Annotated in this window: 12 protein-coding genes; 4 read left to right on the top strand and 8 right to left on the bottom strand. The window is 70.4% G+C overall.

What is annotated here, in order from left to right; translation table 11 throughout:
* Window positions 1-3: 3 nt before the first annotated feature.
* From trxA to dnaK, 6 genes are read right to left on the bottom strand one after another with little or no spacing between them, the layout of a single operon-like run.
* Entirely contained in the window at window positions 4-450 is a 447-nt protein-coding gene (trxA, locus tag OG788_RS43370) for a thioredoxin (RefSeq protein WP_406376379.1), read from the bottom strand.
* A complete protein-coding gene (gene clpB / locus OG788_RS43365; protein ID WP_406376378.1) occupies window positions 447-3,086 on the bottom strand; it encodes an ATP-dependent chaperone ClpB in 2,640 nt (879 codons plus the stop codon). Before clpB ends, trxA begins: the two co-directional genes overlap by 4 nt.
* Complete coding sequence (locus OG788_RS43360; RefSeq protein ID WP_406376377.1) at window positions 3,077-3,484, bottom strand: chaperone modulator CbpM; 408 nt, start codon at window positions 3,482-3,484, stop codon at window positions 3,077-3,079. Before OG788_RS43360 ends, clpB begins: the two co-directional genes overlap by 10 nt.
* The gene (locus OG788_RS43355; RefSeq protein WP_406376376.1) at window positions 3,481-4,434 is read right to left on the bottom strand and encodes a DnaJ C-terminal domain-containing protein; all 954 of its coding nucleotides are present in this window, start codon (window positions 4,432-4,434) and stop codon (window positions 3,481-3,483) included. The genes OG788_RS43360 and OG788_RS43355 overlap by 4 nt, the downstream gene beginning before the upstream one ends.
* Before the next feature lie 6 nt (window positions 4,435-4,440).
* Complete coding sequence (gene grpE, locus OG788_RS43350; protein WP_406376375.1) at window positions 4,441-5,052, bottom strand: nucleotide exchange factor GrpE; 612 nt, start codon at window positions 5,050-5,052, stop codon at window positions 4,441-4,443.
* 8 nt (window positions 5,053-5,060) lie between these two features.
* A complete protein-coding gene (gene dnaK, locus OG788_RS43345) occupies window positions 5,061-6,962 on the bottom strand; it encodes a molecular chaperone DnaK (RefSeq protein WP_406376374.1) in 1,902 nt (633 codons plus the stop codon).
* Between the two features lie 288 nt (window positions 6,963-7,250).
* Between dnaK and OG788_RS43340 the strand changes: the two genes are divergently transcribed.
* Window positions 7,251-9,017 carry a PucR family transcriptional regulator gene (locus OG788_RS43340; protein WP_406376373.1) on the top strand — a complete coding sequence of 589 codons (1,767 nt, stop codon included), beginning with the start codon at window positions 7,251-7,253 and terminating at the stop codon, window positions 9,015-9,017.
* Between the two features lie 254 nt (window positions 9,018-9,271).
* Here the strand turns inward: OG788_RS43340 and OG788_RS43335 are convergent, their stop codons facing one another.
* Window positions 9,272-10,162: a LysR family transcriptional regulator gene (locus OG788_RS43335; protein ID WP_406376372.1), complete on the bottom strand. Its 891-nt coding sequence runs from the start codon at window positions 10,160-10,162 to the stop codon at window positions 9,272-9,274.
* 266 nt (window positions 10,163-10,428) lie between these two features.
* Here OG788_RS43335 and OG788_RS43330 point away from each other — a divergent pair, with 266 nt between their 5' ends.
* Window positions 10,429-11,616: an MFS transporter gene (locus OG788_RS43330; RefSeq protein WP_406376371.1), complete on the top strand. Its 1,188-nt coding sequence runs from the start codon at window positions 10,429-10,431 to the stop codon at window positions 11,614-11,616.
* 119 nt (window positions 11,617-11,735) lie between these two features.
* Here OG788_RS43330 and uvrA read toward each other — a convergent pair whose 3' ends face one another.
* Window positions 11,736-14,222 carry an excinuclease ABC subunit UvrA gene (gene uvrA, locus OG788_RS43325; RefSeq protein ID WP_406376370.1) on the bottom strand — a complete coding sequence of 829 codons (2,487 nt, stop codon included), beginning with the start codon at window positions 14,220-14,222 and terminating at the stop codon, window positions 11,736-11,738.
* Between the two features lie 394 nt (window positions 14,223-14,616).
* Between uvrA and OG788_RS43320 the strand changes: the two genes are divergently transcribed.
* Both OG788_RS43320 and OG788_RS43315 read left to right on the top strand, forming a co-directional pair.
* The gene (locus OG788_RS43320) at window positions 14,617-15,705 is read left to right on the top strand and encodes a hypothetical protein (protein ID WP_406376369.1); all 1,089 of its coding nucleotides are present in this window, start codon (window positions 14,617-14,619) and stop codon (window positions 15,703-15,705) included.
* Between the two features lie 323 nt (window positions 15,706-16,028).
* Window positions 16,029-17,204: a glutathione-independent formaldehyde dehydrogenase gene (locus tag OG788_RS43315; RefSeq protein ID WP_406376368.1), complete on the top strand. Its 1,176-nt coding sequence runs from the start codon at window positions 16,029-16,031 to the stop codon at window positions 17,202-17,204.
* The last annotated feature ends 115 nt before the right edge of the window (window positions 17,205-17,319 follow it).

Here is a 17,319-nt window from a genome sequence, read left to right as displayed (position 1 = left end):
GGATCACCCTTCCCGAGCTGTGATCGACTGTTCCACCCACTGGCGCAGAACGGGGGCGGGCGCCGCCCCCGCCTGCCGGGCGACCGTCTCACCCTGGTCGAGGACGAGCAGTGTCGGTACCGCCTGGACCTCGAAACGCTGCGACAGCCGCGGGTTCTTGTCGATGTCGACCTTGACGAGTTTGATTCGGCCGGCGAGATCGGTGGCGACCTTCTCCAGCGCGGGGCTGACCATGCGGCAGGGGCCGCACCAGGTGGCCCACAGGTCGACCACGACGGGGACGTCCGCCCGCTCGGCGACCTCGGTGAAGTCGGCGTCGCCCGCGTCCACCATCCACGGGATGGGCTGCTTGCAGTGGCCGCACTTGGGGCGGCCCTCCGCGGCCACGGGCACCCGGTTGGTGCGCCCGCAGTTGGGACAGCTGACGGTCGTCGCCTGCATCGTGCTCATGCCGCCCGCGCTCCCTTCACGTCCTCGGGCTGGTCGTAGGTGACCACCAGATCTCCGTGTTCGGCGTCGACGCGGACCGTCGCGCCGTCCCGGACGTCGCCGCGCAGCAGGGCGCGTCCGACCAGTGTCTCGACCTCGTGGGAGATGTAGCGGCGCAGTGGCCGGGCCCCGTACACCGGGTCGTAGCCTTGGTGGGCGATCACTTCCCGGGCGGTGTCGGTGAGTTCCACGGTGATGCGGCGTTCGGCGAGCCGCTGCCGCAGTTCGTCGAACTGCAGTTCCACGATCCGCTCGATCTGCCGCTCGCCGAGCGGTTTGAACAGCACGATGTCGTCGACGCGGTTGAGGAACTCCGGGCGGAAATGCCCGCGCAGCTCGCCCATCACCAGGGCGCGGGCGTCGGGCTTGATCTCGCCTTCGGCGGTGGCGCCGTCGAGGAGGTGCTCGGAGCCGATGTTGGACGTCATGATGATCACGGTGTTGCGGAAGTTGACGGTGCGGCCCTGCGCATCGGTGATGCGGCCGTCATCGAGGATCTGCAGCAGGGTGTTGAAGACATCGGTGTGCGCCTTCTCGATCTCGTCGAACAACACAACGGAGTACGGCTTGCGGCGTACGGCCTCGGTGAGCTGGCCGCCTTCCTCGTAGCCGACGTATCCGGGCGGTGCGCCCATGAGCCGGCTGACGGTGTGCCGCTCCTGGTACTCACTCATGTCGAGGCGGACTATGTTCTCCTCGGAGTCGAACAGGGTCCGGGCGAGCGTCTTGGCCAGCTCGGTCTTCCCGACGCCGGTGGGGCCGAGGAAGATGAACGAGCCGATGGGGCGGCGAGGGTCGCGGATGCCGGAGCGGGCGCGGATGATGGCGTCGGCGACGAGCTTGACGGCTTCGTCCTGGCCGATGACACGCTCGCGCAGGATCTCGTCGAGACGCAGCAGTTTCTCGCGTTCGCCCTCCTGGAGGCGGGCGACGGGGATGCCGGTCCAGGCGGCGACGATCTCGGCGATCTCCTCCTCGGTGACGACCTCGCGCAACAGCCGGTTCTGCCCTTGTTTGGCGGCCAGTTGCTCCTCCTCTGCGGCGAGTCGGCGCTCCAGGTCCTGGAGTCGGCCGTAGCGGAGTTCGGCGGCGCGGTTGAGGTCGTAGGCGCGTTCGGCCTCCTCTGCCTCGTGGCGGACCTGCTCCAGTTCCTGGCGCAGTTCCTGCACGCGGCGGATCGCCTGCCGTTCGGCCTCCCACTGGGCGTGTTTGGCGTCGGCCTCGCCGCGTAGGTCGGCCAACTCCCTGCGCAGCTCCTCCAGGCGGGTTTTGCTGGCGGGGTCGGTCTCCTTGGACAGGGCCGCGTCCTCGATCTCCAGGCGGGTGACGCGGCGGGTGATCTCGTCGAGTTCGGCGGGCATCGAGTCGATCTCGGTACGCAGCCGGGCGCACGCCTCGTCGACGAGGTCGATGGCCTTGTCGGGCAGGAACCGGTCGGTGATGTAGCGGTGGCTGAGGGTGGCCGCGGAGACCAGCGCGGTGTCCTGGATCTTCACGCCGTGGAACACCTCGAGGCGTTCGCGCAGGCCGCGCAGGATGGAGATGGTGTCCTCCACGCTCGGCTCGTCGACCAGGACCTGTTGGAAGCGGCGTTCGAGGGCGGCGTCCTTCTCGATGTGCTTGCGGTACTCATCGAGGGTGGTGGCGCCAATCATGTGGAGTTCGCCGCGGGCGAGCATCGGCTTGAGCATGTTGCCCGCGTCCATGGCCCCTTCGGCGGCGCCCGCTCCTACGACGGTGTGGAGTTCGTCGACGAAGAGCAGGATGCGCCCCTGGGCGGCCTTCACCTCGGACAGCACGGCCTTGAGGCGTTCCTCGAACTCCCCGCGGTACTTGGCACCGGCGACCAGGGAGCCCATGTCGAGGGCGAACACCGTCTTGTCGCGCAGGCCCTCGGGGACGTCGCCGCGAACGATGCGCTGGGCCAGACCCTCGACGATGGCGGTCTTGCCGACGCCGGGGTCGCCGATGAGGACGGGGTTGTTCTTGGTCTTGCGGCTGAGGATCTGAGTGACGCGGCGGATCTCCGCGTCACGGCCGATGACCGGGTCCAGCCGCCCGGACCGAGCCTCGAGGACCAGGTCGCGGCCGTACTTCTCCAGAGCCTCGTAGGCCACTTCGGGGTTGGCGGACGTGACGCGCTGGTTGCCGCGGACCTGGGTGAGCGCGCTCAGGAACGAGTCCCTGGTGATGCCGGCCTGTTTGAGCAGTCGCCCGGCGGCGGTCGAAGAGCTCTCCTCAGCCAGGGCGAGCAGGAGGTGCTCCACGGACACGTACTCGTCCTTGAGGCGTTTGGCCTCCCGTTCGGCGGCGTCGAGCAGCCGGGCGAGGCGCTGGGTGACGAAGACCTGGCCGGGTGCCGCGCCGGGGCCGGTGACCTTCGGGCGGCGGGAGAGTTCCTCACGTACGGCCGCGCGCAATTCCTTCGGCTCGGTGCCCGCCTGTTGCAGCAACCGCGGGATCAGACCGTCCTCCTGATCGAGAAGTGCGAGCAGTAGGTGTTCCCCGTCGACCTCGGTGTGCCCCATGCCGACGGCCGCGGTCTGGGCCTCCTGGAGGGCTCCTTGGGACTTCTGGGTGAGACGGTTCATGTCCATGGGGGTGTTTCACTCCTCGTGCCGCGGCCGCGCAGGGCGGCTTCGAGCAGGCTGATGCGGTCGAGCAGGTCGAGCACCAGGCCGATGGATGCGTAGTTGAGGCAGAGTCCGGTGCGCAGCCGCTGTATGCGGGCAAGGACCGCCGGGGCCGTGGGGTCGAACACCAGGTGTCCCGCGGCGTCGCGTTCGGCGTCGACCAGGCCGAGGGCGACGAACCGGCGGATCAGATCGGGGTGGAGGCCCGAGAGACGGGCCACGGCGTCGAGGGAGAGCCTGGGGGCGGGCACGAGCGCGTACCGGACAGCCGTCGTGGCGGTGATGTCTGCGCCCGTTCGTACCGGCCGGGCGCCCCCGTCGGCCCAGCCGCGGCCTGCCGCTCCCGCGCGTCGGTCGTTCATCGCGTCCTCCTGGGGTCGAACGAGGAAGTGGCGGCGAGCTCCTCGAACAGTTCGCGCTCCCGGTCGCCGAGGGCGGGCGGCACCATGATGCGGAGTTCGGCGTACAGATCGCCGTTCGCGCCGCGCGGGTTCGGCATGCCCTCGCCACGCAGCCGCAGCCGCCGGCCGCTGGACGAACCCGCGGGCACCGTGACCTTGGCCGTGCCGCCGCCGGGCGTGGGCACTGGCACGGTCGCGCCCAGGGCCGCCTCCCAGGGGGCGACCGGGACCTGGATGTGCACGTCGCGGCCGTCCAGCCGGAACCGGGGGTGGGGCTGGATACGCACCCGCAGGTACAGGTCGCCCGCGGCGGCGTCACCACTGCCCCGGCCGCCCTCGCCCGCCAGCCGGATGCGCTGCCCGTCGGTGACGCCCGGCGGCACGTCGACCTCGTAGCGCCGCGGCTGCCCGGTGGGACCGGCGAGCGTGACGGTGCGACGGCCGCCTCGGTACGCCTCCTCGACGGTGAGCGGCAGCTCGGCCTCCTGGTCCGCTCCGGGGACGCCGCCTCGGGCGGCGTCGGCTCCGAACATGGAGCCGAGCAGGTCCTCGATGTCGATGCCCTCCGCGCCGAAGTCGTCGCCGAAGCCGGTGGTGTACCGGACGCGAGGACCGCCACCGCCTGCGGTCCTCCGACCGTGGAAGCCGCCGCCCGCTCCGGCCGCGACCCGTTCGTCGAAGTCCTCGGGGATCTTGCGGAAGTCCTCGCCGAAGCGGTCGTAGCGGGCCCGGGTCTTGGGATCGGACAGGACGCTGTGTGCCTCGTTGAGGTCCTTGAAACGCTCCTCCGCCCCGGGGTCCTTGTTGACGTCGGGGTGGTACCTGCGGGCGAGTTTGCGATACGCCTGCTGGATCTCGTCCTGGCTCGCGCTCCTCGACACGCCCAGCACCTCGTAGTAGTCCCGTGCCATCGCCGGTCACTCCCGCTTCGCGACGGTCACCGCGGCCGGCCTGAGCTGCCTCTCGCCGTCCCCGTAGCCGGGGCGCAGCACCTCGACGACCGTGCCCGGTGGGGCGTCCGGCTCCTGGACGACGCCGACCACCTCGTGCCGGGCCGGGTCGAAGGCGACGCCGGTCTCCGCGTGCCGCGGGTAGCCGAGCAGTTCCAGGACGTTCACGGCCTGGTCGCGTACGGCCCGGATGCCCTCCACGATCGCGCCCGGATCGGCGCCGGCATGGGTCAGGGCGAGTTCGAGGTTGTCGAGGACGGGCAGGAAGGCGGCCGCCGTGCGGGACCGCTCGACGGCCCGTTCGCGCTCCAGTTCCCTGGCGTGACGCTTGCGAAGGTTGTCGAGGTCGGCGAGTGCGCGCCGCCAGCGGTCCTCCAGTTCCTGGATCGCGGTCGTGTACTCGTCCTCGGCAGGCGCGGGGCCGGCGGCGTCGGGTCCCGGTTCGCCGTTCGCCGCTTCCGGCCGGGTCGGCGGGCCCGGTTGCGGCAAATCCCCGCGAGGAGGGCGTACGGCGCCTTCCGGGGCTGGTTCGACCGGATCCGACCCGGCCCGGCCGGGTTCCTGGGGGTGGGTGGGCATGGCGCGCCTCAGCCCTTGTCGAATTCCGCGTCGATGACATCGTCGCCACCGGCGTCGCCGCTCGTGGGACCACCGGTGGCGGCATCCTGGCCGGGACCGCCGTCCGCGGTGCCGGCGCCCTGATGGGCCACCAGCCCGGCGAGCACCTGCTGGAGTTCGGAGGTCAGGGGCCGCACGCGCTCCACGCCTGCCTCTTCCTTGACCGCCGCCCGGGCGTCGGACACGAGCATCTCGGCGCGTGCCTTCTCGTGCGCCGGCGCTGCGTCGCCCAGTTCGGCGAGGCGCTTCTCGACCTGGTATGCGACGGCGTCGAGTTCGTTGCGGGCATCGACGGCCTCGCGGAGTGCGTGGTCCTGGCCCTGGTTGCGCTCGGCCTCCTGGACCATGCGTTCGACCTCACTGCGGTCCAGGTTGGAGCTCTCGCTGATGGTGATGCCCTGTTCCTTGCCGGTGTCCCGGTCGCGGGCCTTGACGTTGAGGATCCCGTTGGCGTCGATGTCGAAGGTGACCTCGACCTGCGGTTCGCCCCGCGGCGCCGGCCGGATGTCGGTGAGCTGGAACCGGCCCAGCACCCGGTTGTCGGCGGCCCGCTCGCGCTCGCCCTGGAGGACCACCACATCGACGGCCGGCTGGTTGTCCTCGGCGGTGGAGAAGGTCTCGCTGCGACGCACCGGGATGGTGGTGTTCCGCTCGATGATCTTCGTCATCACTCCGCCGCGCGTCTCCACGCCCAGCGACAAAGGTGTGACGTCGAGCAGCAGGACGTCCTTGACCTCGCCCTTCAGCACCCCGGCCTGGATCGCGGCGCCCAGGGCCACGACCTCGTCGGGGTTGACGCTCATGTTGGGTTCCTTGCCGCCGGTCAGTCGGCGGACCAGAGCCTGCACCGCCGGGATACGGGTGGAGCCGCCTACGAGGATGACCTCGTCGATGTCGCTCTCGCCGACCTTGGCGTCGGCCATCGCCTGCTGCACCGGTCCCAGGCAGCGCTCCACCAGGTCGCCGGTGATCTGCTCGAACGTGGACCGCATGATCGAGTCGGTGAGGTGCTTGGGCCCCGAGGCGTCGGCGGTGATGAACGGCAGGCTGACCTGCGTCTGCGTCACCGAACTGAGCTCGGTCTTGGCCTTCTCCGCCGCCTCGAACAATCGTTGCAGCGCCTGCGGGTCCTTGCGCAGGTCGATGCCGTTCTCCTTCTGGAAGTCGTCCGCGAGGTAATCCACCAGACGCCGGTCGAAGTCGTCGCCGCCCAGGTGGCTGTCGCCGGCGGTGGAGCGGACCTCCACCACGCCGTCGCCGACGTCGAGGATGCTCACGTCGAAGGTGCCGCCGCCCAGGTCGAAGACGAGGACGGTCTCGTGCTCCTTCTTGTCCATGCCGTACGCGAGGGCCGCCGCGGTCGGCTCGTTGATGATCCGCAGCACCTCCAGTCCCGCGATCCGTCCGGCGTCCTTGGTGGCGGTGCGCTGAGCGTCGTTGAAGTAGGCGGGCACCGTGATGACCGCCTCCGTGACCCGCTCCCCGAGCTGCTTGGAGGCGTCGTCGGCGAGTTTGCGCAGCACCTGTGCGCTGATCTCCTCAGGCGCGTACAGCTTGTCGCGCACCTTGAAGCGCGCCGCCCCGCCGTCGCCTTCGACGACGTCGTACGTCACCGCCCTGGCCTCCTCGGAGATCTCGTCGAAGTGCCGGCCGATGAACCGCTTGGCCGAGTAGATGGTGCCCTTCGGGTTGAGGATCGCCTGGCGCCGGGCCAGCTGGCCCACCAGACGTTCCCCGGTGTCGGTGAAGGCCACCACGGACGGTGTCGTGCGGTTGCCCTCGGTGTTGGGCACGACGGACGGCTCGCCGCCCTCCCACACGGCGATCACCGAGTTGGTGGTGCCCAGGTCGATGCCCACTGCCTTGGCCATGAGGAACTCCTCCCGGTACGGCGCCTGCGTCGACTCTCCGGATCACGTTCGTTCAGGTAGAGGTTGTGCCTCCGCCGGTTTCCCACCGGTGCGCACGGAGGGTCTCGAGCACTCCCCAGGGTGACTGCCCGGGTGCCTCCACGCCTGCGCCTGGCGAGTCAGGAATGCACGGGTCCGGTCGCCCCACGAGTACGAGAGAAAGAATCCGAACATCTCGGGTAAGCCGGCCGGGAGCGGGTACGCGAAATACCACTCTCCCTGAAGGCTCAGGGAGAACGGAGTGATCCCATGGCCGGCAGTCGGACGCGCAGCCTGTACCACCGCCGCTCCGACCGGGCGAGCAGCCTTCCGCGGGGCAGCGCCCGGTGGCACCCCACGGCCGCGCGCATACGGCCCCGCCCACCCGTTCGCAACCTGGACGACCATGCCCTCCGCGACCTGACGCTGCTTTCCCGCGCCCTGTTCGACACCCCGGACGAAGGCGAGATCCTGCGACTGGCCATGGACCACATAGCCGCCGCGGGGCCATACAGCGCCGAGGCCGGATACCTCAAGGTGGACGGCGACCTGGTCCCCAGCCCGAGGAACGGGCAGACGCATGCCTCGGCCGTGGGCCGGAGGGTGCGGGAGCTGGCCGGGCAGGACGGCCCCGTGACCGTACCCGGCAGGCCCTGGGGCCGAGCCCTGGGGCTACGCGGACTTGACAGACTCCACGGCTACCTCGTGGTGACGTCCCGCTCCCGGCCCACCGAGGCCGAGCGCTCCCTGCTCGCCACACTCGTCCGGCACACCGCTGCTGCCCTGTCAGTCGCCTTCGCACACAGCCGCCAACGCGAGGACACGCTAGAACTGCACCGACTGAGGGACGAACGCACAGCCCTCCAGCGGCAGCTGATCTCCGTCGTGGCCGAGCTGAGGTACCAGCGGGCCGTTCACGCGCTCATGGCCGACGTCACGGCCTCGAGCGGCGGCGAGGAAGCCATCACCCGCGTGCTGCACAGGCTCACTGGATTCCCCGCGCTGGCCGAGGACCGCTTCGGTCGGCTGAGGTCCTGGACCGGCCCCAGCCGCCCCGACCCCTATCCCGAGCCGGACCCCGTGCGCCAGGACGAAATGCTGCACGCCGTCGCCCGTCAGGCCGGGCCGGTGCGGATAAGGGACCGGCTGATCACGCTGGTCCGCCCGCACGGCGAGATCCTGGGCGTGCTGGCCCTGGTCGATGCCCGGGACGAGGCCGACGAGCACACCGTGCTCGCGCTGGAACACGCCGCCGTGTCGCTCGCCCCGGAGCTGGCGCACCTGCGCAATCTGGCCGAAGTGGAGCTGAGGCTGCACCGCGGGCTGGTCGACGACCTCCTGGCAGGGACGGACGAGGGGAGCGCCTACGCCCGGTCCGAGGCAGTCGGACACGACCTGCACCGAAGCCACTACATCGTCGTGGTGCAGTGGCCGAACCGGACCGCGGACGATTCCTTCGCGCAGACCGTGGGACGGGCGGCCTCTGCCGTGGGCATGCACTCGCTGCTGACCCGACGTTCCGACCACGTGGTCCTGGTCGCCGACGACAGGCCGCACGCCCGCGCGTTGTACGAGGCGCTCGCCCGGGAGACCGGGTCACGGTCCGGGACGATCGGGGTGAGCTCCCCTTGCGACTCCCTGGACGACATCCCCCACCACTACCAGGAGGCGCAGCGCCGCCACTCCCGCGAGCACTACGGCACGACGTTCTTCGACGAGCTCGGCCTCTACCGCATCCTGGGGCCTGGCAACGATTACCGGGAACTGGAGACGTTCGTCCAGGAGTGGCTCGGGCAGCTCATCGACTACGACTCCCGGCACCACACGGCCATGGTGGAGACCCTGTCCCGGTACTTCGACTGTGGCGGCAACTACGACGAGACCGCGGACTCCCTCGCGATCCACCGCAGCACGCTGCGCTATCGGCTCCAGCGCATCCGCGACATCAGCGGCAACGACCTCGCGAACGTCGAGGACCGGCTGAACCTCCAGGTGGCGACCCGAGTGTGGAAGATCGTGCTGGGCGGCCCCGGCTGATGCCTCGCTGGAACTCTTGCGCGATCGGAGTCAGCAGCAGTGGGCGAGCTGCCCTGTTACCGAGCTGCAGCGGGTGGCTGGCCCTTCCTCGGTTGATCCAGGGAGGTCACGTCGCGCCAGAAGATGGGGGCCCTGGTTCGTCACCGCCATCGCGATGATCGGCGGGGGCACCAGCCTCGAAGGGGCCGAGAAGGCGGCCGCAGTGGCCCGGACAGACACCACCGACGGGAGACGTCCGGGCCGCGGCCCAGGCGTCACAGGGCGATGACGTGGAGGTCGACCAGGTCGAGCAGCGCCCGCAGGGCGGAGCTGGGCCGCCGGGTCGACGACGTACCGAGATGCATGCTCCAGCGGAGCATGGTGCCGTGGACGTCCAGGACGTGCAGGCCGGGGGTGCGGGCAACGGCGAACGCGGGCAGGAAGGCGATGCCCAGACCGTGCCGGACCAGTGCCGCCCCCATGTCGATGTCGGGCACTTCCAGTGCCACCCGGCGTACGACGCCCGCCACAGCGAACGCCCGGTCGACCACCTCGCGGTTGCCGTAGCCCGGCGGGAAGTCCACGAAGGGTTCCCCCGCGAGGTCCGCAAGTGCCACCTCCCCCCGCTGGGCGAGCGGATGGGCGGCGCTCACCACCAGGACGAGCGGCACGGTGGCCAGCTCCCGTGCGTCGATCCCGGCGGGTTTGTGCTCGGGCAGCGACAGGAAGGCCACGTCCAAGTCCCCGCTGAGCAGTGCGTGCGCCAGTCCCGCCGATCCGGTCGTCGCCAGCCGTAGCCGGACGTCGATCGCCGGATGCCGCGCGTGCAACTGTCCGAGGAGCGCAGGCAGGTCCACCACCTCGACCGAGGCCATGGCGCCCACGTTCACCGTGCCGCGCAGCGTGTCCTGTGCCTCGCGCACGGCGTCCTGGGCCGCCTGGGCGGCGTGCAGGGTGGCCCGAGCCTCCGGCAGCAGCGCCGCGCCCGCCCCGGTGAGCCGGACCTGCTGCGACGTGCGCTCGAACAGCGCGCAGCCGAGCTCGCGCTCCAGGGAGCGGATCGCGGCGGACACCCCGGACTGCACCACGTGCAGCCGACGGGCGGCACGCGTGAAACTCAGCTCCTCGGCGACCGCGATGAAGTGCTCCAGCTGACGTAGCTCCACCCGAGAAGTATCACTCGCATTGCTCGAGCCCAGCAAAAACATTCGTTGGCACTGATCCCGGCTGGTGAGGAGGATGGAAAACGCCATCCACTTCCGCCCGAGGAGGGGTACCCCTGCCTGCCGTCCCGACGCCGCTGAGCCGTCCCAGAGCCGACGCTCCCGACGATCCGACCCACCGGATCCCAGGACCCGCTCCCGCAGACCTGCCGCCCCGCGCCCCCGCCCGGCGCCGTGCCTCGCACGCGACCGGCTTCTGGTTCGTGGCGGTGGCCTTCACCGTGCTGATGGCCTTCGGCACCGCGCCGACCCCGCTGTGGCCGCTGTACGAGGCCCGGGACCACTTCGGCGCGACCACGGTCACGGTGGCGTACGCCTCGATGGTCGTGGGCGCAGCGGCCGCCTTCCTCGGACTGGGACACCTGTCGGACCGGCTCGGCCGGCGGCGCATCATCGTCCCGGCGCTGCTGGTCGGCATCGTCGCGTCGGTCGTACTGATCGCGTGGCGGGACCTGCCGGGGCTGATCGCGGGCAGGATCCTGAACGGCGTCGGACTGGGGCTGATGGCCTCGACCGCGACGACGTACCTGCACGACCTCCACCACGAGGCCCGTCCGGAACGGACGGGTTCGGTGCTGCCAGGCATCGTGGCCACCGCGGCCAACCTCGGCGGCCTGGCCTCAGGCCCCCTGGTCGCCGGAGCCGCCGCCGAGTGGCTTCCCACGCCCCTGATCACCACCCAGGCGATCTTCACGCTCGCCATGGCCGTGTGCCTGGTACTGGTGCTGTCCATCCCTGAGACCGTGGACCTGGAGCTGCCCGCGGCCGAACCGCCCAGCAGGTTCGTCCTGCGCCCCGGCGGCCGGCGGACGTTCGCCGCGGCCGGCGCGCTGGGCGCCTTCGCCTTCGCGATCCTCGGCCTGATCTCCTCCCTCGGGGCGAGCGTGCTCCACGGCACCCTGCACAGCGACTCGCACCTCGTGGTCGGCCTGGCTGCCTTCCTCATGTTCGGTTCCGCGGCGGCCGCCCAGCTGGTGCTGGGCCGTCTCCCACTGCCCCGGGTCCTGACCGTGGGGGCAGTGGTCTTCCCCGTCGGCCTGGTCCTGTGCGCCGTCGCCCTCTGCCACCCGGCGCTCTGGCTCTATCTGGTCGCCGTGTCCCTGTCGGGAGCCGGCTCCGGGCTGCTGTTCAAGGGAGGCGTCGAACGTGCCGTTTCAGTGGCCGAGCCCGCCTCACGCGCGGGGGTCCTCGCCGTGTTCTTCGTCGTCGCGTACCTGGGAATGGGCCTGCCCTCCGTCCTGTTCAGCATCGCCCTGAGGCATTTCGCCGTACAGACCGCGATGATCGGCTTCGCGGCGGCCCTCGCCTGCGGCGCCGTTGTGTCGGTCGCCGTCGCGTTGCGCGACCGCGCACCCGGTCCCGGCGCGCTCTCGGCGCAGTCCGCCCGCCCCTCCTGACCTCCCTCCGGCGCTCGCGACGCCGGTTGCCTGGGAAGCGCGGACCTGGGCACCCGGTGCGGGCGCGAGTGACACGGATCCGCGGATACGCCCTTCGAGTACGGGCCGTGGGGACCGGTCTACGAGCTGTTCCGCCGATGGCGGCGCGCGAGCCGGGCCGCGAGATAGGGGGCGGTGGCGCTGCGGCGGGCCCTCGCCACCTTGGCCGGCGGGCCCGCCGCGACCACCCGCCCGCCCGCGTCGCCGCCGCCCGGCCCGAGGTCGATGACCCAGTCGGCGGTGGCGATCGTGTCCAGGTCGTGCTCGACGAGGACGACGGTGTTGCCCGCGTCGACGAGCCGGTGCAGCTGTCGCAGCAGCAGCGCGATGTCCGAGGGGTGCAGCCCCGCCGTCGGCTCGTCGAGCAGGTAGAGCGCGTGTCCGCGGCGGGCTCGCTGGAGTTCGGTGGCCAGTTTGATGCGTTGCGCCTCACCACCGCTGAGTTCCGTCGCGGGCTGCCCCAGCCGCAGATACCCCAGTCCCACCTCCCGCAACGTCTCCAGACTGCGGGAGGCGGCCGGGACGGCGGACAGGAACTCGGCGGCGGCGTCGACGGACAGCTCCAGCACTTCCGCGATGTTCTTGTCGCGGTAGGTGACTTCCAGCGTTTCGGCGTTGTACCGGGCGCCCTGGCAGGTCGGGCACGGCGCGTAGGTGCCGGGCAGAAACAGTAGTTCGACCGCGACGAATCCTTCGCCCTGGCAGGTCTCGCAGCGCCCTTCGGGCACGTTGAAGGAGAACCGTCCGGCCGAGTAGCCGCGTGCCCTGGCCTCGTCCGTGGCCGCGTACAGCTTGCGCACCGCGTCGAACATCCCCGTGTACGTGGCGAGGTTGGACCGGGGAGTTCGGCCGATGGGCCGTTGGTCGACCCGGACCAGCCGGTCGAACGACTCGACCCCCGACGCGTCCTGGACGTCGACCTCCAGCTGCGCCTCGTCGGGCTCCTCGGGTACGAGTCCGAGGTGGCCGCGGACGACCTCGGCGAGCACCTGCGTCACCAGCGTCGACTTTCCGGAACCGGACACGCCCGTCACCGCCGTCAGTACGCAGAGCGGTACGTCGACGGACACGTCGTGCAGATTGTGGCGGGAGACGCCGCTCAGGTGCAGCCAACCGTGCGGAGTGCGCGGGCGGTGATCGAGCGGCTGGGCGCGCCCGAACAGGTACTGGCTCGTGGCCGACTCCCCGACCCTCTCAAGGCCGGCGACCGGGCCGCTGTACAGCACGCGTCCGCCGCCCTCACCCGCGCCGGGGCCGATGTCGACCACCCAGTCCGCCCGCCGTACGACGTCCATGTCGTGCTCCACGACGAACAGCGAGTTGCCCGCCGCCTTGAGACGGTCCAGCACGTCCAGCAGCGGTTCCGCATCAGCCGGGTGCAGGCCCGCGGAGGGTTCGTCGAGGACGTAGACGACGCCGAACAGCCCCGAGCGCAGCTGGGTGGCGATCCGCAGGCGCTGCGCCTCGCCGGGCGACAGGGTCGTCGAGCGGCGCCCGAGGCTGAGATATCCGAGGCCCAGGTCGAGCAGTACGTCGACCCGCGCGACCAGATCGCCGCAGATCCGGACCGCGACCTCGGTCGTCTCCCCGGATCGGGCGGTCGACGTGGTGGCGTCGGCCTCGGACCGCCCCGCGACGGGCCGCAGCAGCGCCACGACCTCGGTGAGCGGCATCGCGTTGATCTCGGCGATGGAACGTCCGGCGAAGGTCACGGCGAGCGCCTCGGGCCGCAGTCCGCTGCCGTGACACTCGGGGCAGGGCACACTCCTGACGAACCGGAGCGCCCGTTCGCGCATCTTCTCGCTCTTGGAGTCGGCGAGGACGTGCATGACGTGCTTGCGGGCGCTCCAGAACTTGCCCTGGTATCCGTAGTCGACGCGGTCCTCCTCCGGCTCGATGTACACGGAGGGCTGCTCGTCCGTGTACAGCAGCCAGTCCCGGTCCTTCTTCCTGAGCCTGCGCCACGGTCGGTCGATGTCGATCCCCAGACCGCTCACGACACTGCGCAGGTTGGCGCCCTGCCAGGCGCCCGGCCAGGCGGCGATCGCCCCCTCGCGGATGCTCAGCGACGGGTCCGGGACGAGCAGGTCCTCGGCGACGTCGTGCACGACGCCCAGTCCGTGGCACTCCGGGCAGGCCCCGGCCGCGGTGTTGGGTGAGAACGACTCCGCCTCCAGCCGTGCGGCCCGGGGCGGATAGGTGCCGGCGCGGGAGTACAGCATGCGCAGCAGATTGGACAGCGTGGTGATGGTGCCGACCGTCGAGCGCGAGCTGGGCGACCCGCGTCGCTGCTGCAGGGCCACGGCGGGTGGCAGTCCGGTGATTTCCTGCACGTGCGGTGCGCCGACCTGTTGCAACAGCCTTCGGGCGTACGGTGCTACGGACTCGAAGTAACGCCGCTGGGCCTCCGCGTAGAGCGTGCCGAACGCGAGCGAGGACTTGCCCGAACCTGAGACACCGGTGAAGGCGACCATCGCGTCCCGCGGAACGTCGACATCGATGTTCCGCAGGTTGTTCTCACGGGCGCCCCGGACATGCACGAAGGGGTCGGTCGCGTCCTTGTTCACCGTTCCTGACTACCTGATCGCGCCGGGAACCGCGCGACAGGCGCCGTGACGGGGGCCCGCTCACACCAGCCTCCGGAGGCAGTGATGCCCATGAAGGTGATCACGGTGACGAGGTTGAACAGGAGGCGGGCCTGCTGCCGATCGATCTCGCCGCGGTGCCCGGGGTCGCGCGGAGCTGCTGTTCGCGGTGGCGCACGCAACCATGGCCCGGTGGTGGAGCAGGCCCTGTGCGGGGAGGACGAGGAGACCTGACCGTACCTCCTGCACCTGCCGGCAGGGGCCAGCGTGTCACGCGGCGTCGGCGATACCTCGGGGGCATTCTGTGGGCACGGGCGATCGCGGGGGCAGCCGACGAGAAGGAGTCATGCGGGTGTCGTCTCAGGGCGTTACGGTCGTGGCTCTCCTGGCGGATCCCGACGCGCCCACGGAGATCGCGCAGCGCATGGCCCGGACACTTCCTGCTCGGCTCGCCGACAAGTCAGGCCAGGGACGACGGTTCGACGTCGAGGTGGTCAGTGAGCCCTTCACCGCAGGGACCGAGGACCCGCCCACCTTGATGCGCCGGATCATGGACCGCGGAAGAGCGGAGAGTTGGGACATCGTCGTGGCCCTCACCGACCTTCCGCTGCACTCACTCGGGCGCAAGCTCGTTTTGGATCTGAGTCACGAACACGGCGTGGCCCTGCTGTCTCTTCCTCCGCTGGGGGCCTTGCGTCTGCAGACGAGAGCCCGGCGGGCCGTGGAAGAAGCCGTGCTCAGCTTGGCGGGCCCGCGGGCCACCGGGGCTGAGGGACCTCCGCGGAGTCAGCCGCTTCTGGGGCCCTTCGTCAGTCGCCTCGCGCCTATTCACCCGGGCCAGGTCGGTGCGGAGGAGACCGCTGATCTTCGGTACGTCGTCAGCGGAGCGCGCGGTTACCTGAGGGTGCTCTTCGGTATGGTCCGCGCCAACCGGCCGTGGCGCTTGGTGCCGGGCTTGTCGAAAGCCCTGGCGGCCGCACTCGCCACGGGAGTAGCCGCCACGGTGAACTCCACCATCTGGAACCTGGCCGAGTCCCTGAGCGCACCACGCCTCGCGATCGCCACGGTCGGGTCCGTCGCGCTCATGATCGGCTGGCTGATCGTGGACGCGCAGCTGTGGCATCGATCAGCGGAGGTCTCGCGGGAGGCGAGGCAGAGGGCGAGGCTCTACAACGCCTCGACGGTCATGACCGTGGGTATCGGGGTGCTCGTCTGCTACGCGGGTTTGATCGTCGTCAACTTGGTGTGGGCCCTCTTCATCCTCAACGGCCAAGTGTTCGCCTCTACGACAGGAACCCCGCTTCACGCCGCGGAATACTGGACGTTGTCCTGGTTCGTCGCTTCGGTCGCCACGGTGGGCGGGGCGCTGGGATCGGGCTTGGAGAGCGACGAGGCGATCCGGGCGGCCGCCTACTCCAAGCGCGAACAGGAGCGCCGCCGAGTGCTCCAAGGCGACGACGACTAGCTGGTGACCCGAGTCGGAGATTCGTCGGTGGCTGGGGGTTGGTGGTTGGTGGTCGTCCGTGTACGAAGATTCCGCTGATCGATCGTGCGTGGTTGTTTCGCGTCAAGGGCCGACGGGGACTCGGAAGGCACGCCGCCGGAGCGCCGAAGCTCCGCCGGACAGGCCCACGGCGGCACCGCCGTTCCACCTGAACCGGGTGAACGACCCACAGAGGCATGTCAGAGCCATGGACCCCGTCGCACCAACTCCCGGGAGTCAGGCTCGGTAGGCCGTCCCCATCGCACCCGTGCTGCGGTCATGCCGCGGCACCGAAGGAAGCGATCATGAAAGCAGCGGTATATGAAGGTCCGCGAACGGTCACGGTGAAGGACGTACCGGACGCGAAGATCGAGCATCCTTGCGACATCATCGTCAAGATCACCACTACCAACATCTGCGGTTCGGACCTGCACATGTACGAGGGCCGCACCTCGTTCGAGGCCGGCCGCACCCTGGGACACGAGAACATGGGTCAGGTCGTGGAGGTCGGCCCGGCCGTCCGCAAGGTCCAGGTCGGCGAGTATGTGGTCCTGCCTTTCAACATCGCCTGCGGCTTCTGCAAGCAGTGCGAGCAGGGTCTGACCAGCTACTGCCTGACGATGCAACCGGAACCGGCCCTCGCCGGAGCCGCCTACGGATTCGCCGAAATGGGCCCCTACCAGGGAGGCCAGGCGGAACTGCTGCGCGTGCCCTACGGCGACTTCAACGCGCTGCGTCTGGGTGAGGACGCCGCCGAGCGGCAGACCGACTATGTGATGCTCGCCGACATCTTCCCCACCGGCTATCACGCCACTGAGATGGCCCACGTCAAACCGGGCGACCAGACGATCGTCTTCGGGGCCGGTCCCGTCGGGCTGATGGCGGCCTACTCCGCCCTCCTCAAGGGCGCCGGCCGCGTGTGGGTGGCCGACCACCAGCCCGACCGGCTGCGCAAGGCGGAGGAGATCGGGGCCATCCCGATCAACACCGCCGATCAGAATCCGGCGGAGGTCGTCAAGGAGGCCACCCTCGGTCTGGGTGCCGACAACGGCTGTGAGTGCGTCGGATACCAGGCACACGACCCCGAGGGACATGAGGACGCCAGCCTCACGCTCAACGGACTGATCGACGCGGTCAGGTTCACGGGCGACATCGGTGTGGTGGGCGTGTTCCTGCCCGAGGACCCCGGCGGTGCTGAGGCCCAGGGGGAGCTGGAGGCGTGGGGCAAGGTCCCGATCGACTTCGGCATGATGTGGTTCAAGGGCCAGCACATGGGCACCGGGCAGGCGCCCGTGAAGAGGTACAACCGGGCGCTGCGTGATCTGATCGCCGGCGAGAAGGCAACGCCGAGCTTCGTCGTCTCCCACGAACTCAGCCTGGACGAGGCCCCCACCGCCTACGAGCACTTCGACGCCCGGGACGAGGGCTGGATCAAGGTGGTCCTGCACCCGAACGGACACGGGAACGGCCACAAGCGATAGGGAATCCGAAGGGCCACCGTCCCGCCCGTCCTCCGGCCGGGGCTGGGGGCAATCGCCCGTGCTCCGGGCGGACCTGAACCAACGGCGACTGCCTGCGCTCCGGCCCGGCAGGACG

It is taken from the genome of Streptomyces sp. NBC_00647, from assembly GCF_045207245.1.
In the GTDB taxonomy this organism is placed as follows: Bacteria; Actinomycetota; Actinomycetes; order Streptomycetales; family Streptomycetaceae; genus Streptomyces.
This window is presented reverse-complemented; position numbering and strand designations above follow the sequence as displayed.

Coding starts and splice junctions, on each gene's coding strand:
- clpB (WP_406376378.1), bottom strand. CDS start 3,086: ATGGACATGAACCGTCTCACCCAGAAGTCCCAAGGAGCCCTCCAGGAG.
- OG788_RS43355 (WP_406376376.1), bottom strand. CDS start 4,434: ATGGCACGGGACTACTACGAGGTGCTGGGCGTGTCGAGGAGCGCGAGC.
- OG788_RS43360 (WP_406376377.1), bottom strand. CDS start 3,484: ATGAACGACCGACGCGCGGGAGCGGCAGGCCGCGGCTGGGCCGACGGG.
- OG788_RS43340 (WP_406376373.1), top strand. CDS start 7,251: ATGGCCGGCAGTCGGACGCGCAGCCTGTACCACCGCCGCTCCGACCGG.
- OG788_RS43315 (WP_406376368.1), top strand. CDS start 16,029: ATGAAAGCAGCGGTATATGAAGGTCCGCGAACGGTCACGGTGAAGGAC.
- grpE (WP_406376375.1), bottom strand. CDS start 5,052: ATGCCCACCCACCCCCAGGAACCCGGCCGGGCCGGGTCGGATCCGGTC.
- trxA (WP_406376379.1), bottom strand. CDS start 450: ATGAGCACGATGCAGGCGACGACCGTCAGCTGTCCCAACTGCGGGCGC.
- dnaK (WP_406376374.1), bottom strand. CDS start 6,962: ATGGCCAAGGCAGTGGGCATCGACCTGGGCACCACCAACTCGGTGATC.